21 protein-coding genes and 1 tRNA gene are annotated in these 24,330 nt (G+C 62.1%); 11 read left to right on the forward strand and 11 right to left on the reverse strand.

Annotated elements, in window-relative coordinates:
- Window positions 1-32: 32 nt before the first annotated feature.
- A complete protein-coding gene (locus B0G76_RS08990; RefSeq protein ID WP_120291432.1) occupies window positions 33-302 on the reverse strand; it encodes a hypothetical protein in 270 nt (89 codons plus the stop codon).
- A gap of 351 nt (window positions 303-653) precedes the next feature.
- On the opposite strand from B0G76_RS08990, the gene dusA reads away from it, so the two are divergent.
- Window positions 654-1,655 (forward strand): tRNA dihydrouridine(20/20a) synthase DusA, encoded by a 1,002-nt coding sequence (dusA, locus tag B0G76_RS08995; RefSeq protein WP_120291434.1) that lies wholly within the window; start codon window positions 654-656, stop codon window positions 1,653-1,655.
- Between the two features lie 103 nt (window positions 1,656-1,758).
- A tRNA-His gene (locus B0G76_RS09000) sits at window positions 1,759-1,834 on the forward strand.
- A gap of 25 nt (window positions 1,835-1,859) precedes the next feature.
- Here B0G76_RS09000 and B0G76_RS42820 read toward each other — a convergent pair.
- A complete protein-coding gene (locus B0G76_RS42820) occupies window positions 1,860-2,030 on the reverse strand; it encodes a hypothetical protein (protein ID WP_183082014.1) in 171 nt (56 codons plus the stop codon).
- A gap of 431 nt (window positions 2,031-2,461) precedes the next feature.
- Between B0G76_RS42820 and B0G76_RS09005 the strand changes: the two genes are divergently transcribed.
- The 4 genes from B0G76_RS09005 (at window position 2,462) to B0G76_RS09020 (ending at window position 8,141) form a co-directional block, all read left to right on the forward strand.
- The gene (locus tag B0G76_RS09005) at window positions 2,462-3,283 is read left to right on the forward strand and encodes an alpha/beta fold hydrolase (protein WP_120296260.1); all 822 of its coding nucleotides are present in this window, start codon (window positions 2,462-2,464) and stop codon (window positions 3,281-3,283) included.
- Window positions 3,284-3,828: 545 nt separating this feature from the next.
- The gene (locus B0G76_RS09010; protein ID WP_120291436.1) at window positions 3,829-4,281 is read left to right on the forward strand and encodes a DoxX family protein; all 453 of its coding nucleotides are present in this window, start codon (window positions 3,829-3,831) and stop codon (window positions 4,279-4,281) included.
- Window positions 4,282-4,316: 35 nt separating this feature from the next.
- Entirely contained in the window at window positions 4,317-4,979 is a 663-nt protein-coding gene (locus B0G76_RS09015; protein WP_120296261.1) for a phosphohydrolase, read from the forward strand.
- Window positions 4,980-5,249: 270 nt separating this feature from the next.
- Window positions 5,250-8,141, forward strand: a complete 2,892-nt coding sequence (locus B0G76_RS09020) for a winged helix-turn-helix domain-containing protein (protein WP_120291438.1) — start codon at window positions 5,250-5,252, stop codon at window positions 8,139-8,141.
- A gap of 16 nt (window positions 8,142-8,157) precedes the next feature.
- On the opposite strand, the gene B0G76_RS09025 is transcribed toward B0G76_RS09020, so the two are convergent.
- Window positions 8,158-9,072 (reverse strand): LysR family transcriptional regulator, encoded by a 915-nt coding sequence (locus tag B0G76_RS09025; RefSeq protein WP_120291440.1) that lies wholly within the window; start codon window positions 9,070-9,072, stop codon window positions 8,158-8,160.
- Window positions 9,073-9,356: 284 nt separating this feature from the next.
- On the opposite strand from B0G76_RS09025, the gene B0G76_RS09030 reads away from it, so the two are divergent.
- Window positions 9,357-10,241: a lipid A biosynthesis lauroyl acyltransferase gene (locus B0G76_RS09030; protein WP_120291442.1), complete on the forward strand. Its 885-nt coding sequence runs from the start codon at window positions 9,357-9,359 to the stop codon at window positions 10,239-10,241.
- Window positions 10,242-10,321: 80 nt separating this feature from the next.
- Here B0G76_RS09030 and B0G76_RS09035 read toward each other — a convergent pair whose 3' ends face one another.
- The 7 genes from B0G76_RS09035 to B0G76_RS43630 all read right to left on the reverse strand — a co-directional run bounded on the left by B0G76_RS09035 (window position 10,322) and on the right by B0G76_RS43630 (window position 18,224).
- Entirely contained in the window at window positions 10,322-11,116 is a 795-nt protein-coding gene (locus B0G76_RS09035) for an SDR family NAD(P)-dependent oxidoreductase (RefSeq protein ID WP_120291444.1), read from the reverse strand.
- Between the two features lie 81 nt (window positions 11,117-11,197).
- Window positions 11,198-13,462 (reverse strand): molybdopterin cofactor-binding domain-containing protein, encoded by a 2,265-nt coding sequence (locus B0G76_RS09040; protein WP_120291446.1) that lies wholly within the window; start codon window positions 13,460-13,462, stop codon window positions 11,198-11,200.
- Window positions 13,459-13,971: a (2Fe-2S)-binding protein gene (locus B0G76_RS09045; protein ID WP_120291448.1), complete on the reverse strand. Its 513-nt coding sequence runs from the start codon at window positions 13,969-13,971 to the stop codon at window positions 13,459-13,461. Before B0G76_RS09045 ends, B0G76_RS09040 begins: the two co-directional genes overlap by 4 nt.
- A complete protein-coding gene (locus B0G76_RS09050; RefSeq protein ID WP_120291450.1) occupies window positions 13,968-15,284 on the reverse strand; it encodes a c-type cytochrome in 1,317 nt (438 codons plus the stop codon). The genes B0G76_RS09045 and B0G76_RS09050 overlap by 4 nt, the downstream gene beginning before the upstream one ends.
- Window positions 15,285-15,460: 176 nt before the next feature.
- Entirely contained in the window at window positions 15,461-16,675 is a 1,215-nt protein-coding gene (locus B0G76_RS09055; RefSeq protein ID WP_120291452.1) for an MFS transporter, read from the reverse strand.
- A 38-nt stretch (window positions 16,676-16,713) separates the two neighbouring features.
- The gene (locus B0G76_RS09060) at window positions 16,714-17,862 is read right to left on the reverse strand and encodes an FAD binding domain-containing protein (RefSeq protein WP_120291454.1); all 1,149 of its coding nucleotides are present in this window, start codon (window positions 17,860-17,862) and stop codon (window positions 16,714-16,716) included.
- Window positions 17,859-18,224: a hypothetical protein gene (locus B0G76_RS43630; protein ID WP_259460532.1), complete on the reverse strand. Its 366-nt coding sequence runs from the start codon at window positions 18,222-18,224 to the stop codon at window positions 17,859-17,861. Before B0G76_RS43630 ends, B0G76_RS09060 begins: the two co-directional genes overlap by 4 nt.
- On the opposite strand from B0G76_RS43630, the gene B0G76_RS09070 reads away from it, so the two are divergent.
- Window positions 18,223-19,179, forward strand: coding sequence for a LysR family transcriptional regulator (locus B0G76_RS09070; protein ID WP_120291456.1), 957 nt, complete (start codon window positions 18,223-18,225; stop codon window positions 19,177-19,179). The genes B0G76_RS43630 and B0G76_RS09070 overlap by 2 nt on opposite strands.
- Before the next feature lie 84 nt (window positions 19,180-19,263).
- On the opposite strand, the gene B0G76_RS09075 is transcribed toward B0G76_RS09070, so the two are convergent.
- Entirely contained in the window at window positions 19,264-19,782 is a 519-nt protein-coding gene (locus B0G76_RS09075; protein WP_120291458.1) for a Dps family protein, read from the reverse strand.
- A 317-nt stretch (window positions 19,783-20,099) separates the two neighbouring features.
- Between B0G76_RS09075 and B0G76_RS09080 the strand changes: the two genes are divergently transcribed.
- The 3 genes from B0G76_RS09080 (at window position 20,100) to B0G76_RS09090 (ending at window position 24,279) form a co-directional block, all read left to right on the forward strand.
- Window positions 20,100-20,792: a hydrolase gene (locus tag B0G76_RS09080; RefSeq protein WP_120296262.1), complete on the forward strand. Its 693-nt coding sequence runs from the start codon at window positions 20,100-20,102 to the stop codon at window positions 20,790-20,792.
- Between the two features lie 109 nt (window positions 20,793-20,901).
- Entirely contained in the window at window positions 20,902-22,770 is a 1,869-nt protein-coding gene (locus B0G76_RS09085) for an amidohydrolase (protein WP_120296263.1), read from the forward strand.
- Window positions 22,771-22,809: 39 nt separating this feature from the next.
- Entirely contained in the window at window positions 22,810-24,279 is a 1,470-nt protein-coding gene (locus tag B0G76_RS09090) for a mechanosensitive ion channel family protein (RefSeq protein WP_120291460.1), read from the forward strand.
- The last annotated feature ends 51 nt before the right edge of the window (window positions 24,280-24,330 follow it).

Genomic DNA, 24,330 nt, shown 5'->3' on the forward strand with positions numbered 1-24,330 from the left:
TCTTGTGGACGGCAGCCTTCAGCGGCGACAGATTAGTGGCCGAAGAAAACCGATTGTGGGCCCGAGGAAGCCGGTGCACGCGTACCCGATTGCGACGACACGTTGTTCACGCCGCCGTATGCGTTCGATTCGGCGTTAGCGCGTTCAGCCGCGACGGTTTGCGCGCTCTGGCCTTGTTGCGAAGCCGGTGCGCCGACCGACGGACGATAGAACGGTGCCGGGCCGTAGCCGCTAGCGAATGCGGGGGCAGCGATCGAGGCAGAAACAGCAACCAACAGGGCGGCGATGAGCTTGGTCTTCATGGTATGACTCCGGTAACGTTTCGATTTCATTTCAGGAAGGCGTCGCAGGGGCCGATGGGTGGTATCTGCAACGTCGATGGAAGGCAGTGTATACCCCTACTATCGAAACTTTGTACCGATAATCTGAAATTACTGTTCTTGCCACTGAAATAATCGGTCAGAGGGTTATGCGACCGGCGTTCACGGTGGTCTGACCCCGTCGACCAAGCATTTTCGGCATTGAAAAACCCGGTTGGAAGAGCGGGTTATCGGTGGTGTTTGGGGGGAAATTCCGGCTTGTCAGCGGCGTTTCAAGGGTAGTTGGCCACTTGCGGTAAAATTGCGGTTTGATTCAAGCCGTCCGGCCGCCCCATGTCTTCAGCTCAAACTCCCAGTCCGCGCCGCGTGAGCGTCGCCCCCATGATGGACTGGACCGATCGCCACTGTCGTTCGTTGCATCGCGTGATATCGCGGCATACGTGGCTCTACACCGAAATGGTCACCACCGGCGCGTTGCTGCACGGCGATGTGCCGCGCCATCTGGCGTTTACGCCCGAAGAAGCACCGGTTGCCTTGCAACTCGGCGGCAGTGAGCCCGACGACCTCGCGCGTTCGGCCAGGCTGGGCGAGCAGTGGGGCTATGACGAGATCAATCTGAACTGCGGCTGCCCGTCGGAGCGCGTGCAGCGGGGTGCGTTCGGCGCTTGCCTGATGAATGAGCCGCAACTCGTCGCCGATTGCGTGAAGGCAATGCGCGACGCCGTGTCAATCCCGGTGACGGTCAAGCACCGGATCGGCGTCGACGCGGTGGAAGAATATGCCTTCGTGCGCGACTTCGTCGGCACGGTCGCGGACGCCGGTTGCAATGTGTTCGTCGTGCACGCGCGCAACGCGATTCTCAAGGGCCTGAGCCCGAAAGAGAACCGCGAGATTCCGCCGCTCAAATACGAATACGCCTATCAGTTGAAGCGCGACTTTCCGCATCTGGAGATCATCATTAATGGCGGCATCAAGACGCTCCATGAAGTGGAGACGCATCTCCAGCACATCGACGGCGTGATGCTCGGGCGCGAGGCCTATCACAACCCCTATGTGCTGGCCGACGTCGATGCACGCTTCTACGGCTCCACGGATGCGCCGCTCACGCGCGAGCAGGTCGAGGCGAAGCTGATCGACTATTGCGCGGCTGAAATGGCGTGCGGCACGTACCTTGGTGCGATCACGCGTCATGCGCTCGGCCTCTACCGAGGTGAAGCCGGTGCGCGTGGATGGCGCCGTGTGTTGTCCGATAGCAAGCGTCTCGCGGCGCGCGATCTGAGCATCTTCAACGAGGCAAGACAGCATCTGCGTGAGCCCGTCGAAATTTTTGAATAAAGGACTAGGCAAACGGAATTCTTGTTCGTATAATCTCGTTTCTTCATTGGCGATCCAAGTTTCTCAGCAATGAGTTGCTTAGCAAGTCAAACAGATGTCAGTGGTGGCTGTAGCTCAGTTGGTAGAGTCCAGGATTGTGATTCCTGTTGTCGTGGGTTCGAGCCCCATCAGCCACCCCAAAGAATTCAGTAGCTTCAGCTGTAGCTAAAGAGCCGTTCCAGAATGCAAAATTCGGAACGGCTTTTTTGTTTTTTCGCTTTCCTGTTTTCTCGCGTTCTCATTTTCTGACTCGACTCCGCCGCGCTCGCGGCCTTCACCTTGCATCGAAACGTAGGCTGCGCGGTTTGTGATTCGCAGTTCGACGCTTTCTGCCATCGGGTCGTCCCACGCCTCAAGATAGCTTCACGTTAGCTTCGCGCTACGTTGAGCCGCGCCGCACGTCTTCTCTTCGAACTCCCTTGAGCATCCGATATACGGCGTGACGTTTAAGAACGTTTAAGACCGCTGTCAGGACTTTTATCGCTTGATCCCACTAACGTGCTGATCAGTCGCGATGCCGCGTCGGTCCGGGGCCGGTGCGCCGCATCGTGTACGCGAAAAAATTCACTCATGTCGTCGTCAACGATAAGGAAGCCAAAATGACCTCTAAAACCGAAAACGAAACACCTTCCGCGTCGCGTCGCAGCATGTTGATGGCAGGAGCTGGCGCGGTTGCGGCAGCGGTGATTCCTGCTGTTTCCAACGCCGCAAGCACTGCATCGGGCAACAAAACCGGCAATCATCTTGCACATACAGGAGCACGATCCATGAACTTCGTAACGACCAGGGACGGCGCACAGATTTACTACAAGGATTGGGGCTCGGGCCGCCCAGTCGTGTTCTCGCATGGCTGGCCGCTCGACGCCGATGCGTGGGACGCGCAAATGCTGTTTCTGGTGCAGAAGGGCTATCGCGTGATCGCTCACGATCGCCGGGGACACGGCCGTTCGAGCCAAACCGCGCACGGTAACGACATGGACACCTACGCGGACGATCTTGCTGCCGTCATCGACGCACTCGATCTCAAGGGCGCCACGCTCGTCGGCCACTCCACGGGGGGCGGGGAAATCTCCCACTACGTCGGCCGTCATGGAACGAAACGAGTTGCCAGGATGGTCCTGATCGGCGCAGTGCCGCCGATCATGGTGAAGACCGAGGCCAATCCGACGGGGCTGCCCATGTCGGTCTTCGACGGTATTCGCACCAACACCGCGAACAACCGGTCGCAGTTTTTCAAGGACCTCGCGGTGCCGTTCTACGGCTATAACCGGCCCAATGCAAAAGTCCAGCAAGGTGTGATCGACGAATTCTGGCGCGAAGGGATGATGGGCTCGGTGCTCGGTCAATACGAGTGCATCAAGCAATTCTCCGAGGTCGACTACACGCCGGATCTCAAGAAGATCGATGTACCGACGCTGATCCTGCATGGCGATGACGATCAGATCGTGCCGTTGGATGACTCCGGGCGTAAGTCGGCGCAAATCATCAAGAACGCCACGCTCAAGGTTTACCCGGGCGCACCTCACGGCATGTGCACGACGGAAGCGGATCGCGTCAATGCCGATCTTCTGGCCTTCCTCGAGTCGTAAGTTGGGGCGGGGCGAAGCCAGATAAGGTCAAGTCAGGCTGTGAAGATTGATGCTGCCGGCGTTCTGCGCCGGCAGCATCGCTATATGCCCCGTCTGTTTGCGGCAGTGCCCATCCTCGGCCTGCCGTCCGCTTGCCTGCCACCGCCCAATGCTTGCGCGGTGTGCGCGACTGCGTTTAAGAACAATTAAGGTCGTCGTCAGGACTTTTAGTGCGTCCTCATCCTAATCTGCTGCTCAGGCCGTGATGCCGCGCCGGTTTCAAGCCGGGCACGTTACATCGTGGAACACGCGCGTCTCAAGCGCAGGTCAACCGCCGGTATCGCCCGGGCGATGCCTGTGCCGGCTGGCTTGTTCATCTCAACCGGAATGCAGCACGGCGGCCTCGCGCAACCGTGCCAGTTCATCGCATCCCGCGCACATGGAGCGTTTCATGGCATCCGAATTACTTGCGTCCGGCATAGCGACGTGCCGCCGAGCGACTCGACAACATGGCGGAGCGCGCGCGGTCGCAGTTGCTTCGCGTTGTGAGCGGTAGGGCAGCCTCGATGAACCGCCTCGAATCCGAACTGGCGTCCGAACTGGCGTCCGCACCGATACCGTCATGCACGGCCGACGCCGCGCTGCTCTTCCTGCGTCTCGCGGCCAGCGTGCTGGTGCTGATCGTGCACGGTCTGCCGAAGGCCATGCATTACTCAAGTCAACTGGCGGCGATCGAAGACCCGCTGCACGTCGGCAAGACGTTCACGCTCTGCTTCGCGATCTTTGCCGAGGTGCTGTGCCCCGTGCTGATGATTGTGGGCATTGCGACACGGCTCGCCGCGTTGCCGATTATTGTGATCACCCTGATGGCGCTTACGCTGGTGCATCCCGAGTGGACGCTCGATCAGGCGCAGTTCGCGTGGATGCTGCTGATCCTGTTCGGCACGATCGTGATCGGCGGTGCCGGACGCTACTGTATTGCATGGTTTTTGCGAACGCCGGCGAGCCGGCGCACGTGAGTCGCTGCAAGAACGCACTCCACCTCACTCGCTGCATGACACCAAGCCTTGCAAACTCCCCGGACATCGTTGCCGGCGTTCCAATTCCGCGAAGTCCGATTGCCGTGGCGGCTGCGGACGCCGTGCACGCGTGCCTGCCGGATGTCCTGGCCGGGCATGCGGCGCGCGTGTTCCTGTTCGCGTCGTTGACGCTCGAACGCGAGCGGCTCGTATGCGATCCGGACACGCTGTATGTCGCCGCGATGTTCGCAAGTGTCGGTCTCAGTTCGGTATACGTACATTCGCAACTGCGCTATGAAGTGGACAGCGCCAACGCCGCGCGTACGTTTCTGCAGCGCCATGGCGCGCCTGCCGCTGAGCAGAGCGACGTCTGGCATGCGATCGCGTTGCACATGACGCCCGGTATTCCGGCACATGGCTCGCTGCTGGCACGGGTGCTTTCCGAGGCGGTGCGCACGGACTTGCTCGCGGAGAACCTGAATGCGTACACGCGAGCGCAGCGCGACGACATACTGCAGGCTTATCCGCGGGACAGCGGGTTCAAGGAACGGATCATCGAAGCGATCGGGCGCGGCATCGTGCATCGCCCGGCATCGACATTCGGCACGGTCGGCGCGGACGTGCTCGAGCGGATCGATCCCGAATACTGCCGCGTGAACTTTTGTGGGCTGATTCTGGGCTCGCAGTGGAAAGACTAGCGGGCGACCCGCAACAGGCCGTGCATCGTCCTGTATGATCGAAGCTTCAAAAAATTCGATTTGATCATCAAAATTTTGCACCGTTGAGCGGCTCGAACTGACGTAGTATTTTCCCGATCTGACGATCCGGATAAGCCTGTCCTCAGGAAGCTTTTCGGGTTCCGGTTGCCCACGCGTCCGTCCTGACCTGACAACCCGAAGAACAGATGATCGTGACCTAAGTAAGGCCGTCGCTCAATCGATTCACTCTCATGGATTCGTGAGCTTGCGATGATTCAAATTGGCCAACTCCAAATTTCGATCGAGCATCGAGAAATACGCTCGCATGGCGAATCGGTCCGTCTTGGCAGCCGCGCCTTTGACGTCCTTGAATTGCTGATCGCCGCCGAAGGCGCGCTGGTCTCCAAGGAGGAGATCATGCGGCACGTCTGGCCCAACACGATCGTCGAGGAAAACAACCTGCAGGTGCACATTGCGGCGATACGCAAGGCGCTGGGCGCGGATCGCGGCCGCATTGTGACGGTGCCGGGCCGCGGCTATCGAATGGCCGTGAAGTCGGCGGCGCCCGCCGGGATCGCCGATGCGAAAGAGGGCGTCTTCACCGCGCTCCTGTCCAATTCCAATACGCACAATCTTCCTCTCTATGCATCGCCGCTGGTGGGGCGGCAATGCGCCGTCGCGGACGTGCTGGCCAACATCGAAGCCGCGCAGATCGTGACGCTCGTCGGCTCGGGCGGCATCGGCAAGACGCGCCTCGCTATCGAAGCGGCAAGACAGATGCTGCCGCGCCTTACCGACGGTGTGGCGTTCGTGTCGCTAGCGCCAGTGTCGGAACCGCGCTTTGCGCTGGATGCCCTTGCGATGGCGCTCGGCATGAAGATCTCTTCGACCGGCCTTTCGCTTGCGCAGATCGCGCATGAGATAAAGGGCAAGCGCCTGTTGATCGTGCTGGACAATTGCGAGCACGTGATCGACGCGGCCGCCTCGATGGCGGAGGCGCTGGCGGCAGCCGGCGAGACCATGCGGGTGCTGGCCACGAGTCGCGAAGCGCTGCGGGTGCGTGACGAAATCGTCTATCCGGTTCTGTCGCTCGAGGTGCCCAGCCCCGAAAATCCAGGCGATGACGTCTTGCAAATGAGTGCGGTCCAATTGTTTCTCGCCCGCGCCCGCGCTGCCGATCCGCAATTTTCGTCCGACGAACGCAGCGTCTTTCTGACCGGGGAGGTCTGCCGGCATCTGGACGGCATTCCGCTCGCCATCGAACTGGCGGCGGCGCGTGCCGCCATCCTCGGCCTTGATGTGCTGGCGGCGCGGCTCGACGACCGCTTGCGGATACTGTCGGGAGGGTACAGGACGGCGTTGCCGCGCCATCAGACCTTGAAGGCGACACTCGACTGGAGCTACCGCCTGCTCGACAACAGCGAACGCGCCATCTTGCGCTGGCTCGGCATGTTCGTCGATGCATTCACGTTCGATTCGGCCAACTACGTCGGCGCGCAACTCGGCCTGACACAAACGGAAGTGCTGAATGCGCTGAGTGGCCTCGTGTCGAAGTCGCTGGTGATCCGCGCCGACGGCAGCGCTTCGCCGCGGTATCGTCTGCTGGAAACCACGCGTGCCTATGTGCTGCAGCGACTCGACGACAACGGCGAGCGTGGCGCCGCCGCGCTTGCCCACGCAAAGTCGTTCTGCGAACGCTTCAAGCGCGTGCGGCACGAACTGATGGTGACGTCGCTGCAAGACGATCTGGCGGATTTCACACGTGAAATCGGCAACGTACGCGCCGCGCTCGACTGGGCTTTTTCGGCCACGGGCGATCATGGGGTCGGCATCGAGCTTGCCTCGATCGTCGTCCCGTATCTGTTCGATCTTGCACTGGTCGACGAATGCCGTAGCCGCGCGCGCGTCGCGCTTGATGCCGCTCGTGATGCAAACACGTCGAGCTTTCCGCCCGAAGCGCGCTTGAGGCTGACCACGAGCTGGGCGGCTGCGCTGGTCTATACCCAGGGTCCGACTCCGCAGACGATGGAAGCATGGTCCGAGGTGTTGGCGCTTGCCGTTGCCGCAGGTCACGCCGGATTTGAAACGCGCGCGTTGTGCGGACTACGGCACTCGTATCAGGCGGCCGGCGAGGCGCGTCAGGCGCTGGTCGTGGCGCGGCGCTTCGAAGCGTTGGCCGGCCAGTTCACCGACCCGACGCACAGCCTGATCGGCCGACGCATGGAAGGCGTTGCGCTGCATTACGCCGGCGAGCAGCGCATGGCTCGCCGGAACCTCGAAGAGATGTTGAGCGCGTGGGTGCCCGCGGATCATCGGTGGAACACGATCGGCTTCAGGTTCGACCAGGCGATCGTCGCGCGGGCGCTGTTCGCGCGCGTGACGTGGGCGCTGGGGGACACGGCAGGGGCAATGCGGCTTGCGGGCGAGGCGCTGGAGGCTGCCCTTCAGCACGATTTCGAACTCGTGACCTGCTATGTGCTCGGCGACGTTTTTGTGCCGCTTGCATTGCTCACGGGCGATCGCGCGGCGGCAGAACGCGGGCTCGAGATGCTGAAGAGCACCTCGTCGCGCGTATCGCTGTCCATCTGGCACACGTGCTGTGCATGCTATGACGAGTATCTGTATTCGCTCTCCGGCGAAGAGCCGCCCAGCCTGGCGCAATTTCGCAACGCGCTGGACGAACTTCGTCACATCGACTTTCTGGCGCAACTGACCATGCTGCTCTGTCAGTTCGCACGCGCGCTGATGCGTGCGGAACAGTACACCGAGGCGTTGACCGTGATCGACGAAGCCTTGCAGCATTGCGAGGACACGGGGGAGCGCTGGTATTACGCCGAGCTATGCCGTGCAAAGGGCGATGTGATGCGCGCCTTGCACAGGGACGCGGATGCCGCGGCGTGGTTCACGAGCGCGCTGGATTCGGCACGCCGGCAGAGCGCGTCTGTTCTCGCGCTGCGCGCCGCGAGTAGTCTCACGCGGCTCTGGATCGAGCAGGATCGTCTGGGCGAGGCGCGCAGGTTGTTGTCGCGCGCCTTGGCTCGCTTGAGCAGGTACCCGGCCGACCCCGATGTTCAGAACGGCCGCGCCTTGCTGAGCGAACTGGAGGCAAGAATCGCCGCCGTGGGTGAGAGGGACGTCTGGCTCGCCTGTATCGGCGCCTGACACGCAGCAGCCGCTGTCACGCGTATAGATGGCTGACGAAACGCTCGACGAGGTCGGGCGAGTCGAGCCGATCGATCCACCAGCGCATCGCCTGGCCGGTTTCGTCTTCGCGCCAGGCCATATAAAAGTGCGTCACTTCGCGCATGCCGAAGACCTGCTTGGCGACAAGTTCGCCGCGCGCGATTGGCGCTGCCGCGAGGCACTCGGGAATGGTGCCGGCAGCGAGTCCTTCGAGTTGCGCGGCGAGTTTGCCGGCGAGCGTGGGCAGCGTCAGACAGTTCTGCGTAGCGGCGGCGCCGACGGTGCGCGGCATCAATTCGCGCGAGGTATCGCCGATAACGGCGCCGCGATAGCGCGCAACCGTTTCCAGCGTCAGCGGTTCGGGAAGCGCCGCGAGCGGATGATTGGGCGCTACCACGAAAACATGCCGCATTGATCCGATCGGCCGGGTGACGAGATGGGGTACGTTGGGCGGATCGCCCGCGGCGCCCACCACGAGGTCGGCCCGCCGCGTGACCAGGGCGTCCCACGTGCCGCCCAGCACTTCGCGCGACAGGCGCAGGCGCGTCTCCATGTTCGCGTCGTAAAACGCATGGACGTATGGCCAGATCGCGTCGAACGGCAGGATCTCGTCGATGCAGATGCGCAGATCCGCTTCCCAACCGTGTTGCACGCGTTTTGCCTTGAGCTCGAGCTCTTCGGCGCCTTGCAGCAGACGTCTGCCTTCCTCGACCACCACGCGCCCGGCGTGTGTGAATTTCGCCCGCCGGCCGCTCCGGTCGAACAGGGTGACCTCGAGATCGCTCTCCAGCTTCTGCACCAGATAGCTCAGTGACGAAGGCACACGATGCAGAAGTTCGGCCGCCTCCGCGAACGTACCGGTGCGATCGATTGCGTCGAGTGCTTCCAATACTTCAAATGAAAGCTTCATTTATTATTCCTGCGGTAGTAGCCCGATCGCGACGGCCCTGGCCCTGAGTCGTCCGCGATCCAATAGCTCCGATTGTCGCACTGAGTGGGGGCCGGTGGCGGCCCGCGTCCATCCTTCAGAAGTCTTCAGGAAAAGATAGCGCGAATTTATTCTCGCGAGACCAGGATGGAGTCAAACGATGCCCGGTCTGGTCTGGGCTGTCAAACCCGGCCTCGCGCCGCCGCGGGATGCGAGATGGAATCTGCGGCAGGTTGGTCATTTTATTTCGGCGAAGGAACGATTTAATGCTAACGCGATTGAGCACCCAGCTCGCTATCGGGTTCCTGAAACTTCTGGCGATCCTCCCATACGGTCTTGTGGCCCGCTTTGGGGACGGCCTCGGTTGGCTTCTGTACCAGATTCCGAGCGGGCGCAAGCGGGTGGTCCACACCAATTTGCGCCTGTGCTTTCCGCACTGGGACGCAGCCCGTCGCAATGAAGTTGCGGGGCTGCATTTTCGTCATGTCATCCGCAGCTACGTTGAACGGAGCGTTCAATGGTTCGGGTCGGCGGCAAAGCTCGAAAAGCTGGTGCAGGTCGACAGCGAAATCGATCTGCTCGATCCCGATATGCCGCCGACGCTATTGTTGGGCGCGCATTTTGTCGGCATCGAGGCAGGCTCGATTTTTATCAATCACGCGTTGCAGCGGCAATGCGGCGCGCTCTATCAGCCGATCTCGAATCCGCTGCTGGATAAGGTGGCCATTGAGCAGCGCGGGCGCTTCGGCTCTCATATGGCAAGCCGTGCCGACAGCGCGCGAATCGTGTTGCGCTGGCTGCGCGATCGCAAGCCGGTGATGCTCGGCGCGGACATGGATTACGGCACGCGTAACTCGACGTTCGTGCCGTTTTTTGGCGTGCCGGCATGCACACTCACGGCGACCGGCCGTCTTGCCAGTGCCGGTCATGCGCGCGTGGTGCCGTTTATCGGCGAGGTGCTGCCGGGCTACAGAGGGTATCGCTTAAAGGTGTTCAAGCCATGGGACAACTATCCGAGCGGCGATGACTATGCCGACGCGCGCCGGATGAACGAGTGGCTCGAAGCAGAAATTCCGCAGATTCCAGAGCAGTACTACTGGGTGCACAAGCGCTTCAAAACGCGGCCGGAAGGGGAGAGAGGGTTCTACTAGCGGCTTCTGTCAACCCGGCTATCGGCCATGACGAAAACCGGCGGACGCACGCGTCCGCCGCTCACGCGAATATCCACCGCTCACGCAATCGTATCCACCACGCCGCCGTCCACCCGCAGCGCCGCGCCGGTGGTCGCCGAAGCCTGCTGCGAGCACACATACACCACCATGTTGGCGATTTCCTCAGTGCTTGCCGGCCGCTGAATGATCGAACTGCGGCGGTGCGTGCGCACGAACTCGATGCCGACCTGTTCGACCGTTTTGCCTTGCGCCTTCGCTGTTTCTTCCACCATCGCACGGAAGCCGTCCGACAAGGTGGGCCCCGGCAGCACGGCGTTCACCGTGACGCCCGTGCCGGCCACCTGCTTGGCGATGCCGCGCGCGATGCTCAGTTGCGCGGTCTTCGAGAAGCCATACGCGAGCATATCGGGGGGAATGTTCAGTCCCGATTCGGACGAAATGAACACGACGCGCCCCCATTTGCGTTCCGTCATGCCCTTGAGGTAGTTGCGCGTCAGCCTGACGCCGGACATCACATTGACCTGGAAATAGCGCTCCCAGTCGTCGTCGGTGGTGGTGAACACGTCGCCGGGACCGTACACGCCCAGGTTGTTCACGAGGATGTCCGTTTGCGGCACGATTTTCGCTAGCGCGTCGCAACCCTCGATCGTGCTGAGGTCGCCGGCAAAACCGCGTAGTTTGGCGGCGGGAACAGACTTGAGAATGGCGTCGATGGCCCGGTCCACGGCCTCCTGTTTGCGTCCGTTGACAAGGGTATCCGCGCCCGCCGCCGCGATCCCCGCGGCGATCGAGAGGCCGATGCCCCCCGTGGATGCGCTAACAATGGCGGTCTTGCCCGATAGATCGATGATCACTGGCTTGCTCCTTGTAGAAACCTCATGTGCTTATGTCCGCGAGGCAGATTCATCCGTTGCAGGCGGCGTCGTGCGGATTCTTTATGCGTCAATCAGCCGGCGCAGGCTATCGCCCCCCAGGGGCATGTCGCGCAGGCGCTTTCCGGTTGCATCGAACAACGCGTTGCCGAGTGCGCCGGCGGTCGGACCCATCGATGCTTCCGCGGCGCCGAGAAAGGGCGCACCCGGCCGGTTGATCAGATGCACGTTCAAACTGCGCGGCACGGCGGAATACCGCAGGATCGGATAGCTGCTCCAGTCGAAGCTGCGAATGCGCGATGTGTCGAACTGCAATTGTTCATAGAGCGTCCAACTGGTGGATTGAATCACACCGCCCTCGATCTGGTTGCGGATGCCGTCGGGGGTGACGATCTGCCCCGCGTCAACCGCGACTTCGGCGTGTTCGAGAATCACCTGGCCCGTCTCGGGCACCACGGATATCTCCACGGCCATCGCCACATACGCCATCAGGTTCTTGTACTTGCCAAACGCAAAGCCGACGCCGTGATTGGCCTTGCGCGGCGCGCGCGGCCAGCCGAATTTCTCGGCCGCGAGCCGGATCACGTCACGGGCGCGCGGATCCTGCATATGCTTGAGCCGGAACGCGACGGGGTCGGCGCCGGCTGCGGCGGCCAACTCGTCCATGAACGTCTCGATCGTGAAGACGTTCATATGCGCGCCGAGCGAGCGCATTGCCGATGTTTGCAACGGCATGGTCGGCGAGAAGTTGTTCATCACATGCATGTTGGGGAACGCGTACAGCGGAATCGCGTTGCGGTCGCCGCCGCCTTCGGGTTGCATCATCGGCACCGACGGCGCCGGCACGAACGGTTTCTCCAGCATTTGTGCGGGAAGGAGCCGGCCCGCGTTGACGATCCGCTCGTTGTGCGAGCTGCTCCACAGCGCGTAGTCCCAGTTGACGATGCTGCCGCTCGCGTCCAGCGATGCGCTCACTTCGGTGACCATCGCGGGTGTGAAGTGGTCCCAGGTATGTTCCTGTTCGCGCATCCATTGCACACGAACCGGTTGGCCCGCCATCTCGCGGGCGATCAGGGCGGCGTGCGATGCTACGTCGTCCGCGCCGTTGTGCCCATAGCAGCCCGATCCTTCGACATGAACGCAGCGCACATTCTCTTTCGGCAGCGACAGCATTTCCGCGAGCGCATCGCGCAGCGGATAGACGCCTTGCGAGTGCGTCCAGACCGTCATGGTGCCGTCCTTGAACTGCGCGACCGAGCAGGACGGGCCGATCGAACCATGCAGCATGTAGTGCTTGGTGTACTTCGCACTCAGCGTCTTGACGGGCGCGCCGGCCGCATTGTGCGTATTCGCGATCTCGATGTGTTGCGTGGAAATCGTCTTCAGATCGCGGTGTACTGCAGCCGGGTCGGGCAATGTGCGTCCGGCGCTCCACTGACTTCCCGCGGCCAGCGCGCGCTGCGCCTGCACCGCTTGCCATTCGCCTTTGGCGACCACCGCCAGCATGCTGCCGTCCCTGATCACCTTGACCACGCCCGGCATCTTCAGAATGTCGGGCGTATTGGTCTTCAGCAGCTTCGCGGCATAGACCGGCGGCAGCACGACCCGGGCATGCAGCATGCCCGGCATCGACATGTCCTGCACATAGCTCGCGCCGCCTGTCACCTTGCCTGGAATGTCGAGGCGCGGCAACGACGTGCCGATGGTCACGAACGTGGCGGGGTCCTTCAACGGCGAGGCCGGCGTGGCCATACGATGCAGATCGACCGCGCCAACGGCCTGGCCATAAGTCATCGTGCGGCCGTCGGGCGTCTTGATGACCGCGTCCTGAACTTTCAGCACGCTGCTCTCGACACCGAAATGTTTGGCCGCCGCCTCGACGAGCAGGCCGCGCACCTGGGCGGACGCGTTCAGCAAGGCACTGCCGCTGTCGACGATGGTGTGGCTGCCCGCAGTGAGTCCTTCGTCCGGCGAGGCGCCCGTATCGGCGGTCAGGAACGTGATCAGCGAAGGCGCCATGTTCAGCTCTTCGGCGGCGATCTGCAGCAGGGCAGTGCGCACGCCGGTGCCTAATTCCACCTTGCCGGTGTAGACGGTCACCTTGCCCGCGGGATCGATCTTGATCCACGCATCGAGAAACGGATTGGTCTTCAGGCTGCCCGCGAGCGTCTCGGTCGCTTTGGCGACGTGCACGGCGGCGCCTTCGTCGGCGATCACCTCCTGGGCCATTGCCTTGATGCCGGGGAACAGGCTGAAGCTCACCACCAGCGCGCCGGACACCATGAAGCGGCGGCGTCCCTCGCTGAAATCGTCTTCCTTGACGCTCATGACATGCCTCCGTGGGTCGCCACGCCGTGAGGCGAGGTGGGCGCAGCGTCGGGCGCGGGCAGGTGCGCGACTTCGCGGATCGCGGCAAGGATGCGCATGTGGGTGCCGCAACGGCAAAGATTCGGCTCCATGTGATCGCGCAGTTCGCTTTCGGTCGGCCGCGGATTATGGTCGAGCAGCGCCTGGGCGCGCATGATCATGCCGGCGATGCAATAACCGCACTGCGCGGCCTGATGCTCGATAAACGACTTTTGCAGCGCACCGGGATGCTCGGCAGTGCCGAGACTTTCGATCGTGCGCACGGGGCGATTGCCGATCGACGACACGGGCATCAGGCAGGAAAAGGCGGCCTGGTCGCCCACGATCACCGTGCACGCGCCGCATTGTCCAAGACCGCAGCCGAACTTCGCGCCGTGCAGGTGCAGGTCGTTGCGCAGTGCGTAAAGCAGCGGCGTCGACGGATCGATATCGAGCGCGTGCTGCACGCCATTGACGGTAAGGTTGATCATCGCGCGTTATTCTCCTTTCTGACCTGGGCCACCGTTTCCTCGACGTCCTTCCACTCGCCGCGCTGCGAATACGTTGCGCGGATATAGGACACCAGGTCGGCGATCTGCTGGTCACTGTAGATTTCGCTGAAGGACGGCATGTAGTTCATGCTGTCTTCGCCGTGCCAGCCGTTGCCGCTGAGAATCATCTGGGCGGCGTTGCGTGGTGTGGTTGCGTTGACGGCGGTGCTGAACGCGAGCGTGGGGCGCTCGCCGATCGATTGCATTGGCGCGGCGGGGCCGTGGCACTGCGCGCACGATGCGCCGAACAGGATCGCACCGCGTTGCGCAGCAGGCGATGCGTCGGCTTGATCCGCTTGATTCGTTTGAGCGGCATGCGCCGCGCCCTCGGCAGCGGCATTCACGACGGCCGGTTGCGCCTTCTGAATCGACAGAATGTAAGTGGCAATCGCCCGTACGTCCTCTTCCGGCACTGTAGCGAGGTCGCGCGTGACGGGCAGCATCGGGCCGGCCGCCGCGCCGTGTTCGCTGGCGCGGCCGCTGCGCAGATAGGTCACGAGCTGTTCCTGGGTCCACGGCTTCGGCGCCGCGCCGAGTGCGTTCAGCGGGGGCGCTTCCCAGCCGTCGACGATGCCGCCGTCGAATGCATGGCCCATCTTTTCACCGCCGATCGCATTGAGCGGCGAATGACACGAGGCGCAGTGACCGAGGCTGTCCACCAGCAGCTTGCCGCGATTCCACTCCGCATCTTTTGAGGCATCCGCTGTCTCCTCGCCGGCGTGCAGGAACAGGATGTTCCAGAAGGCCAGCAAAGGCCGGAAGTTCAACGGAAAGATCAGGGCGTTGGCGGGGGCGGTCGCGTTCACCGGCTCGCGCGTCATCAGATAGGCGTAGGCAGCCGAAATATCGCCATCCGACATGCGCGTGAAGTGAATATAGGGAAACGCGGGATAGAGCAGGTGACCATCGCGCGAGACGCCGTGGCGCACCGCTCGCGTGAAGGCTTCGAGCGACCAGCTGCCGATGCCGGTGTCGACATCGGGCGTGAGGTTGGTCGCGTAGATGGTGCCGAACGGGGTGGCGAGCGGCAGGCCCCCGGCGAACCGTTTGCCGCCCTTCGCGGTGTGACACACGATACAGTCGCCTAGCGCCACGACGCGCGCGCCGGCGAGCCGGGTCTGCGCGTCGAACGACGACGCCGGCGGCGGACTGATCGGTGCGATGGCGGGCTTCCACATCAGCAATGCGACGACGATCAGCGCGGCCACGATGACCGCGCCGCCCATCGCCAGCAATCTAGACTTGCGAGTCATTCATGCACCTGTTGGAGAAATTCTGAATCAAACGATTGAACGTCGCTCAGCTGGAACGACGATGTTGATCAGCGTATCGCCGATGTCAGGGAATTTCCTGAAGCCACACTGAAAACTTGTTAACCCGACGCGGACGGACTCGGGCGAGCCGTCCGGGTTCAGAAGCGAAGAGCCAATCAGGCGATGCGGGCAGCGTGCGGACGGCCGATCGCGAGATAGTGCGCGAGCGCGATGAGCGGGAAGGCCGTGGCAGCACCGGCGACGAGCGGCCAGCCACCGTGTTCATAGAGCGGGCTCGCGAGCGCCGAACCGAATGCACCGCCCACGAAGATGCTGGTCATATACAGCGCGTTCAGGCGATTTCTGCTTGCCGCATGCAACGCATAGATTTCGCGTTGGCCGAGCACCATATTCATCTGCACAGCGAAATCAAGCACGATGCCGGTCACGACCAGCCCGAACACGCCCCACGCCGGATGGATCAACGCCGGCATGTAAGCGACGGCACCCACCACGAGTGCAATCAGCGTCGCGCGTACTGTGTGACCCTTATCGGCCAGATGTCCGGCCACCGGCGCAGAAGTTGCGCCGATCGCACCCACCAGCGCGAAGATGGCGATGGCGGTTTGCGAGAGTCCGAAATGCCGCGTCAACTCGACCGGGATCGCGGTCCAGAACAGACTGAACGAAGCGAACATCAGCCCCTGATAGAACGAGCGGTGACGCAGAACCGGCATGGTGCGGACCAGATGACCCAGCGAGCCGATCAGTTCGAAGTAGGTGGCCTTGTGTTCCGGTTGGCGCGGCGGAATAGTCAGCGCCAGCACGGTGGTGACGATCGCCATCAGCACCGCTGCAGAACCGAACACGGCGCGCCAGCCGAAGTGCCCGGCCACCATGCTCGAGATCGGACGCGCCAGCAGAATGCCGAGCAGCAGGCCGCTCATGATGGTGCCGACCACCTTGCCGCGCGACTCGTCCGGCGCGAGATGCGCGGCGAGCGGGATCAGAATCTGCACGGCCACGGAGCTGAATCCCACCAGCAGCGAGATCGCGAGGAACCAGCCGGGTTGATGAGCGAAAGCCGCGGCGCCGAGGCTCACGATCGAGACCAGCGCGGTGATGATCATCAGCTTGCGGTTCTCGAGCAGGTCGCCGAGCGGCACCAGAAAGAACAGGCCGAATGCGTAGCCGATCTGCGTGAGCGACACGATCATGCTGGCTGTGTTGCCGGACATGTGAATGTCCGGTGCGATCAGTTCGGTGATTGGTTGCGCGTAGTACAGATTCGCAACGATAGCGCCGCAACAGAACGCGAACAACGCGATCAGACTGCGTGTCATTTTGACGTGGCCTGTGCCGCCCGCCGTGGTGGATGCCTGGGTTGACATGACAACTCCTTGAAATAAAAAAACGGAAAATGCGGGCCTCAGCGGGCGATGTTCATCACCCGGTTGCCGAGCGAAATACCCAGATCGGTCATCAGCTTGCCGCGTTGCAATTGCTGGATTTCCCAGCGCTTGAGGGCTGTGTCGATCGTTGCGCCGCTTTGCCATATCGATGACAACGCAAGCGCCAGAGAATGGGCATTGGCCGCGGCCTTCGCCGTGCTACCCGCCGTGTGCGGACGCGGAACCGATGCGGCGTCGCCGAGCAGGATCGCCCGGCCGAACACCATCTTCGACGAGCGCAGGTCGACGATCGGTTGCATGAACGGATCATCGGTCGCATCGGCGAGGGCGCGAAAGGTCGGCGCGAGCAGCGCGTGTGCGTCGTCCCGCAACTGGGCGATGTCCGCGCTTTTGGTCGTGCCCGGGGGCAATGAGAACGCGCGCGCAACGCCGTGACGATCGACCAGCAGCTCGTCGAGTTTTTCGCGGCTGTATTTGCGGTACCACACCCAGTTCCAGCGGCGCGCGCCGACCGCGGTCGCATCGTTGTCGCCCGGAATCAGATAGGCGAGGGCCGAGTGCCCCTCGTCCTGCTGAAAAGTAAACCGGTCACGCAGCACGTCCGCTGCGTGCAGTGGCAGATCGGCTTCTTCGACGAGCCCGCGCCACGCCACGTAGCCCGCGTAGGCCGGCACAACCTCGGGCAGCAGGCGCCGCCTGAGCGTTGAGCGTATGCCGTCGGCGCCGATCAGCAGATCCGCCTGCTCGCTGCGGCCGCTTTCGAACTGCGCGACGATCTGCTCGCCTTCCATGCGGAATTCGACAAAGGTCTCGCCTGCGTGCACGATCGCCACGGGCAGCGCATTTTTCATGGCGCGGTACAGCAGGCTCCACGATGTCTGCATCTGCGGCATGTACAGCCGTTCGACGAAGTTGTCTTCGCGGTCCAGATAGATGCGCTCGCCTGACGTCACGCCAGGAGGGTTCGGCAATGCGACGCCGCCGAACTGGAGCGCATCCAGCACATCCGGCTGAAGCACCACGCCGCCACCACGGCTTTCCAGCTCATTCGGCGATGTTTCGAACACCTCGACCTGCCAGCCGGCCGCCCGCAAGGTGGTGGCCGAGAGCAGTCCGCCGAGCGAGCCGCCGACTATGATCGCGCGGGGTTTTTCAAGGGACCTCATGCTGCGCTCCTTTGCCCTGCGGACCGCAGGGCGCTGGCGAAGACGACGGGCGGCTGCGCGCCGCTGATGACACGGTCGTCTATCGGAATGGTGGGTACTGCCTGAATGCCGAGCCTGTCGGCGCGAGCACGCGCTGCGTCGATCTCCTGATTGCCGACGGCGGACAGCAGACGATGCGCGAGACGTGTATTCGGCGTGCGCAGCACTTTGTCGTAATTGACCTCGACCTGAACGGCTTGCATGTTGCACCCCTCACTAGATAACGGATGCAGCTTATGCGTTGCGTTGAATTTATAGAATGAGTCTAAAATGCAAGCGAGTGTTGCGTTTTTCGCAATCAAACCGTCAATAAGACCAATCATGGACAAAATCCTCGCCCTGAATACGCTGCTGGAAGTGGCCGATGCCGGCGGCTTTTCAAAGGCCGCACAACGTCTTGGGGTGGCCACCTCATCGGTTACGCGGTTGATGGACTCGCTGGAGGCCTCCTTGGGTACCGCGCTGCTGACCCGCACACCGAGAAAGGTCAGCCTCACGGACGCCGGTATTACGTACGTCGAGCAGGTCGGCAAGGTGCTCGACGATCTGGCCGAGGCGGACGAGAGCGTCTTCGACAGTGGCGCCTCGCCGGTCGGTTCGCTCAGAATTTCGGTACCGTCCACTTACAGCCGCTTGCGGCTCGCACCGCACCTGGCGGCGTTCCTTGCCGACAATCCACGCGTGTTTCTCGACGTCGTCGTGGCCGATCACTTTGCCGATCTCGCGCTGGACCGGATCGACGTCGCGATCCGGATCGGCCTGCCCGATCGCGACGCCAACCTGATCGCCAGAAAGCTGGCGAACAATCTGCGCTACGTCGTGGCGAGCTACGACTACCTGGAGCGCAGCGGCACGCCTCAGACACCGCAAGCGCTCGATGCCCACGAGTGTCTTCGTGTCGCGTACGGCGGCGGCTATCGCGCTCGCCAGGTGTGGACCTTCCGCCGGGGAAGTGCCGAAACGCACGGCGAACAGCGAGGCGAACAGCAAGTCGAACAAAGCGTCGAGGTGCGCGGCCATCTGCTGTCGAACAGTCTCGACATCCTGCTCGAGGCTGCGATGGCGGGACGCGGCATCGCCTTGCTGCCCGAATGGCTGGCCGGCCCCGAGATTCGCGCGGGACGCCTGATGCGTCTCTTCGAGAACTTCGATGCGAGTCCCCACCAAAGCGATGCCGTGATCTATGCCGCGTATCTGCCCAATCGCCGTCACTCCAGCAAAGTGCGCGCGCTCGTTCAGTTTCTCGAAGCACGGCTGCACACTTCACCCGAAGGTTGAGCGGCGGCGCGCCCACGGCTCACAAGCGTGCTCACTTCAAGGTTCAAAGATCAAGACTCAAGGTGCCCGCCCGCTCAGGCAGCCTTAAGCGTTGCGCCCGGATTCGAACAGGAACCACACGCGCTGCTCCGCTTCGTCGATCCAGTTTTCCAGCAGGCTTGCCGTAGCCACATCGCCGTACTCGTCGCAGAGCGAATGCGTTTCGCGCATATAGCCTGCGAGCGCCAGATTGTCCTCGCGTAACTCGGCGAGCATGTCGGCCGGCGTGACGAATTCCGCGTCGTTGTCGAGAATGCGCTGCAGCCGGGTGATCTGGCCGGTTGAGTGCAGCGTCTTGCCGCCGATCTTGCGCGCGCGTTCCGCGATCGGATCGACTGCCGCGAAGATCTGATCGGACTGGTCGTCGAGCAGCAGGTGATAGTCGCGGAAGTACGGCCCCGACATATGCCAGTGGAAGTTCTTCGTCTTCAGGTACACGGCAAAAACGTCCGCGAGCAACGTGGTCAACGCCCCGGCAATGTCGCGGGTCGCGGCTTCAGTCAGACGAGTCGGTGTTTTCAAGGGCGCCGCGCGATGCGCTGCTGCTTTAAGTGCTTCTTTCATGGAAAATCCCTTTGACTGTATTAATAGGGGCATCTTGCGTTCATGACTGATTCATGACTTCGGGCTGATTGAAGTGTAGGAGCGCCGTGCAGATAAAGTCCTGCAGAAAATGTGAAATGTTCTGAGCGTGTGACAGCGCGGGCCAGGCAGGGATGAAAGGGGTCTTGCTTATCGGCAATCTTTTTTAAGAACTATTAAGGTTCTCGGGGGGGACTCTTTAGAAGGCCGTGGATAGAATGGATTTCAGTTTTTCACGCACTTCAAGCGAGTGCGACCTGTCTTCCTGTGTTCACTAATTCTTTAGGATGTACAAAGCCATGGCAAATCCGAAACTCGAAGTCCTGACGCCTGCCAATTCGCAGATCATTTTCATCGACCACCAGCCGCAAATGGCTTTTGGGGTTCAGTCCATCGACCGTCAGGTACTGAAGAACAACGTAGTAGGACTCGCGAAGGCAGCGCGGACGTTCAACATCCCTACCACGATTACGACAGTGGAATCCGAAAGTTTCTCGGGTTACACGTACCCCGAATTGCTGGACGTGTTCCCGGGCCACAAGGTGCTCGAACGCTCGTCCATGAATTCGTGGGACGACCAGAAGGTTCGTGACTCGCTGGCTGCAAACGGCCGGAAAAAGGTGATCGTTGCGGGTCTGTGGACGGAAGTGTGCAACAACACGTTTGCACTGTGTGCAATGGACGAAGGCGACTACGAAATCTATATGGTCGCCGACGCATCGGGCGGCACGTCGAAGGAAGCGCATGACTACGCGATGCAGCGCATGATTCAGGCCGGTGTGGTGCCGATGACCTGGCAACAGGTGCTGCTCGAATGGCAACGCGACTGGGCGCACAAAGAGACGTACAACGAAGTCATGGCGATTGCCAAGGAGCATTCGGGTGCATACGGAATGGGTGTGGACTATGCCTACACCATGGTGCACAAGGCTCCGCAGCGCACGTCGGGCGCGCACGAAGTTCTGGCGCCTGTGCCGGCAAAGACGAAGTAAATAGCTGCACCCGCCTCACCCGTCGCACCAGCCGCACTCGCGACGCGCACCCGCTTCCCCGGAAAGGCTCCGCGCTTTTTAGCGCGGAGCGCTCCCTATGAGGATCACCATGAATTCCAATACTTCCCAGCCAACGCCGGCCGAGGTCGTGTTCTTCAACGGCAAGATCGCGACGCAGGACGACAAGCGTTCATTCGCCGATGCGCTTGCCGTTGCGAACGGCCGCATCATCGCTTCGGGATCTCGCGAAACTGTGATGCGTCATGTGAACGACGCGACGCGGCACGTCGACCTCAAGGGGCGCACGGTCATCCCCGGTCTGAACGATTCCCACCTGCACATCATTCGAGGTGGGCTGAACTTCAACATGGAGTTGCGTTGGGACGGCGTGCCGTCGCTCGCGGACGCGCTCGACATGCTGAAGAAGCAGGTGGCGCGCACGCCGGCGCCGCAATGGGTGCGCGTGGTGGGCGGCTGGAATGAATTCCAGTTCGCCGAGCGCCGCGGCCCGACGCTCGAAGAAGTCAATGCGATCGCACCGGACACGCCGGTGTTCATTCTGCATCTGTACGACAGCGCGCTTCTGAACGCAGCGGCGTTGCGCGCGGTCGGCTACACCAAAGACACACCTAATCCGCCGGGCGGCGAGATCCAGCGCGACAAGCGCGGCAACCCGACCGGCATGCTGATTGCGCGGCCGAACGCCGGCATTCTGTACGCGACGCTCGCCAAAGGGCCGAAGCTCGCACCGGAAGATCAGCGCAATTCCACGCTGCATTTCATGCGCGAACTGAATCGCCTTGGCGTGACGAGCGCGATCGACGCAGGCGGCGGCTACCAGGCCTATCCGGATGACTACGCGGTCATCATGGACCTCGCGAAACATGGCGAACTGAGCGTGCGTATCGCGTACAACCTGTTCACGCAGAATGCCAAGAAGGAAATCGAAGACTTCGCGAAATGGGTGAAGGTGACCAAACCCGGCGAGGGCGACGATTTTCTGCGCGTGAACGGCGCCGGTGAAATGCTGGTGTTCTCGGCAGCGGACTTCGAAGATTTTCTCGAACCGCGCCCGGACCTGCCGGATACGCTCGAGGACGAACTGGAAGCCGTCGTCAAACTGCTGGTGGCGAACCGCTGGCCGTTCCGCCTTCACGCCACGTACAACGAATCGATCGAGCGCTTCCTGAACGTATTCGAACGCGTGAACGCCGAGATCCCGTTCAACGGGCTGCGCTGGTTCTTCGACCATTGCGAGACCATCACACAGAAGAACATCGAGCGGGTGCGCGCGCTCGGTGGGGGCATCGCGATCCAGCATCGGATGGCCTTTCAGGGCGAATACTTCATTCAGCAATATGGTGAAGAGGCCGTCAAGCGCACGCCGCCGATCCGCAGCATGCTGGACGCCGGACTGCCGGTCGGCGCCGGTACGGACGCCACGCGCGTCGCGAGTTTCAATCCGTTCGTTTCACTTTACTGGATGGTGTCAGGCAAAACGGTCGGCGGCACGTCGATGTATTCGAGCGAGAACAAGCTTGATCGCATGGAAGCGTTGCGCCGCTACACGGTAGGCAGCGCATGGTTCTCGAACGAGGACGACCGTAAAGGCGCGCTGGTGCCCGGCCACTTCGCGGACTTCGCGGTACTCAGCGAGGACTACTTTACCGTCGACGAAAGCCGCATCAAGTTCCTGACCTCCGCGATGACGGTGGTGGGCGGCAAGATCGTGTACGCGGACGACGAATTCGCACCGCTCGCACCGCCTGATCTGCCGGTCAGCCCGTCGTGGTCGCCGGTCGCGGAATTCGGCGGCTACAGCCGTTACAAGCCGACCGCGGTGGCGTGCGTGGACGGCTGCGTGAATCTGTGCGGCGTGCATGCCCACGCCCACGGCTGGGCATGGCGCAAGAACGTACCGGTCAGCGATTCGAACGGTTTCTGGGGCGCATTGGGATGTAGCTGTTTCGCATTCTGATCGGCACGGGTTCGTCCCACCACGCAAACGAGGACCACGATGCCGACCCTGACCGACGGTGTGCTGTTTGGCCTGGGGATTCTGGTCCTCGATTTTCTCGCCTGGCGCTTCATGGACCGCAAGAGCGACCAGATGCGCCTCGCCTTGCGTGCGCTTATGTTCGGTCTGTCGAGCTACGTGCTGTTCCGTTCGGGAATGAATCCGCTGCGCGAGGCGCCCTGGCCGGATGAACCGCTGCGCCATCTGCTTGCGCAGATGCTGGAGGTGGTGTGGTGGCTGCAGGGCGCGCGCCTTGTGATCATCGTGCTCGATCGCGTGGTGTTGCCCGAGACGTGGCACCGGGAGCGTCTTTTTCAGGACGTACTCGGTGCGCTGGTGTTTATGGCCGCCGCGGTGGGGGCGATCGCGTTCGTGCTGCAACTGCCGGTGAAAGGACTGCTCGCCACATCCGGCGCGCTCGCGGTCGTACTCGGCCTCGCGATCCAGAGCACGCTCAACGATGTGTTTTCAGGCGTCGTTCTGAATGCGACCGAGCCTTTTCAGATCGGCGATTGGGTAACGATCGGCGAGGTGGAAGGCAAGGTGGTCGAGAGCAACTGGCGGGCGACGAGCCTGTTGAACGGTCAGGGCAATATCGTCGTGATTCCGAACAGCGTGGCGGCACGCACGAATATCGTCAACGCCAATGAGCCGTCGCATACGCATGGCATCAGCATCGTGCTGCCCATCAAGCCGTCGATCCGGCCTGCGCTGGTCCTTGAGGCGCTCGCTAATGCCGCCGCCAGTTGCGCGGACGTGCTGCTCGATCCCAAGCCGCTGATAAGCGTGCGCCGCGCCACGAACGACGCGATCGAGTACGAGATCGTCTGCTATGTCGACACGTTGAGCAAAAAGATCGGCGTGCGCAATGAGCTGTTCGATCTCGCGCACCGCCATCTGCTCTCACGCGGTGTCGTATTGCGGCCGCTGTCGGTGCCCGAGCCGATTCTCGAGGCGATGGACGAGAAACATCGCTTGCTGCGCAATGTGCTGATCTTCCGGACGCTGGAAAGCGACGAGATATCGCACCTGGCAGCGCAACTGACGCAGCATGAGTTCGATGCCGGCGACATGATCTACGCCGCGGCAGATGAGGACGGTCACGAGCTTCATATTCTGGCGCAGGGCGTCGCGAAAGTGATCGTCGCGAAGGACGGCGGCGAGGTCGAACTGCGAAGGCTTGCGCCGGGTGATTCGATCGGCCAGTCGGGCGTTCTCGCGGGCGTCCGGACCGCTGTGGTCGTGCGTGCGCTGACCCGCGCCATCGTGTTCAGGCTGGACAAGAGTGCATTGACGCCTGTTCTCGCGCAGCGCCCGGAGGTGGTGAAGGAAATGTGCCGGTTGCTGTCGGAACATCATGCAACCGAGGAGATGGTGCTGGCATCGCCGAGCCATGTGGAGCAGAGCGCGGGTGGCTTTCTGCAATGGATTCGCGACGGCGTGCGGCGCATCCACGAACTGTCGTTTTAACTGGATTCGCAGACGACTCGCGTCGGTTAAGGGTTTTTAAGAATTCGCCAA

It is taken from the genome of Paraburkholderia sp. BL23I1N1 (assembly GCF_003610295.1).
Classification (GTDB): Bacteria; Pseudomonadota; Gammaproteobacteria; order Burkholderiales; family Burkholderiaceae; genus Paraburkholderia.

What these genes read in the sequence shown, in the direction of transcription:
- B0G76_RS43630 (WP_259460532.1), bottom strand. Translation starts at nt 18,224, where the DNA reads ATGATTGGTCTTATTGACGGTTTGATTGCGAAAAACGCAACACTCGCT.
- B0G76_RS09040 (WP_120291446.1), bottom strand. Translation starts at nt 13,462, where the DNA reads ATGAGCGTCAAGGAAGACGATTTCAGCGAGGGACGCCGCCGCTTCATG.
- B0G76_RS42820 (WP_183082014.1), bottom strand. Translation starts at nt 2,030, where the DNA reads ATGGCAGAAAGCGTCGAACTGCGAATCACAAACCGCGCAGCCTACGTT.
- B0G76_RS09010 (WP_120291436.1), top strand. Translation starts at nt 3,829, where the DNA reads ATGAACCGCCTCGAATCCGAACTGGCGTCCGAACTGGCGTCCGCACCG.
- B0G76_RS09060 (WP_120291454.1), bottom strand. Translation starts at nt 17,862, where the DNA reads ATGAGGTCCCTTGAAAAACCCCGCGCGATCATAGTCGGCGGCTCGCTC.
- B0G76_RS09020 (WP_120291438.1), top strand. Translation starts at nt 5,250, where the DNA reads ATGATTCAAATTGGCCAACTCCAAATTTCGATCGAGCATCGAGAAATA.
- B0G76_RS09055 (WP_120291452.1), bottom strand. Translation starts at nt 16,675, where the DNA reads ATGTCAACCCAGGCATCCACCACGGCGGGCGGCACAGGCCACGTCAAA.
- B0G76_RS09025 (WP_120291440.1), bottom strand. Translation starts at nt 9,072, where the DNA reads ATGAAGCTTTCATTTGAAGTATTGGAAGCACTCGACGCAATCGATCGC.
- B0G76_RS09030 (WP_120291442.1), top strand. Translation starts at nt 9,357, where the DNA reads ATGCTAACGCGATTGAGCACCCAGCTCGCTATCGGGTTCCTGAAACTT.
- B0G76_RS09085 (WP_120296263.1), top strand. Translation starts at nt 20,902, where the DNA reads ATGAATTCCAATACTTCCCAGCCAACGCCGGCCGAGGTCGTGTTCTTC.
- dusA (WP_120291434.1), top strand. Translation starts at nt 654, where the DNA reads ATGTCTTCAGCTCAAACTCCCAGTCCGCGCCGCGTGAGCGTCGCCCCC.
- B0G76_RS09080 (WP_120296262.1), top strand. Translation starts at nt 20,100, where the DNA reads ATGGCAAATCCGAAACTCGAAGTCCTGACGCCTGCCAATTCGCAGATC.
- B0G76_RS09090 (WP_120291460.1), top strand. Translation starts at nt 22,810, where the DNA reads ATGCCGACCCTGACCGACGGTGTGCTGTTTGGCCTGGGGATTCTGGTC.
- B0G76_RS09050 (WP_120291450.1), bottom strand. Translation starts at nt 15,284, where the DNA reads ATGACTCGCAAGTCTAGATTGCTGGCGATGGGCGGCGCGGTCATCGTG.
- B0G76_RS08990 (WP_120291432.1), bottom strand. Translation starts at nt 302, where the DNA reads ATGAAGACCAAGCTCATCGCCGCCCTGTTGGTTGCTGTTTCTGCCTCG.
- B0G76_RS09045 (WP_120291448.1), bottom strand. Translation starts at nt 13,971, where the DNA reads ATGATCAACCTTACCGTCAATGGCGTGCAGCACGCGCTCGATATCGAT.
- B0G76_RS09015 (WP_120296261.1), top strand. Translation starts at nt 4,317, where the DNA reads ATGACACCAAGCCTTGCAAACTCCCCGGACATCGTTGCCGGCGTTCCA.
- B0G76_RS09005 (WP_120296260.1), top strand. Translation starts at nt 2,462, where the DNA reads ATGAACTTCGTAACGACCAGGGACGGCGCACAGATTTACTACAAGGAT.
- B0G76_RS09070 (WP_120291456.1), top strand. Translation starts at nt 18,223, where the DNA reads ATGGACAAAATCCTCGCCCTGAATACGCTGCTGGAAGTGGCCGATGCC.
- B0G76_RS09075 (WP_120291458.1), bottom strand. Translation starts at nt 19,782, where the DNA reads ATGAAAGAAGCACTTAAAGCAGCAGCGCATCGCGCGGCGCCCTTGAAA.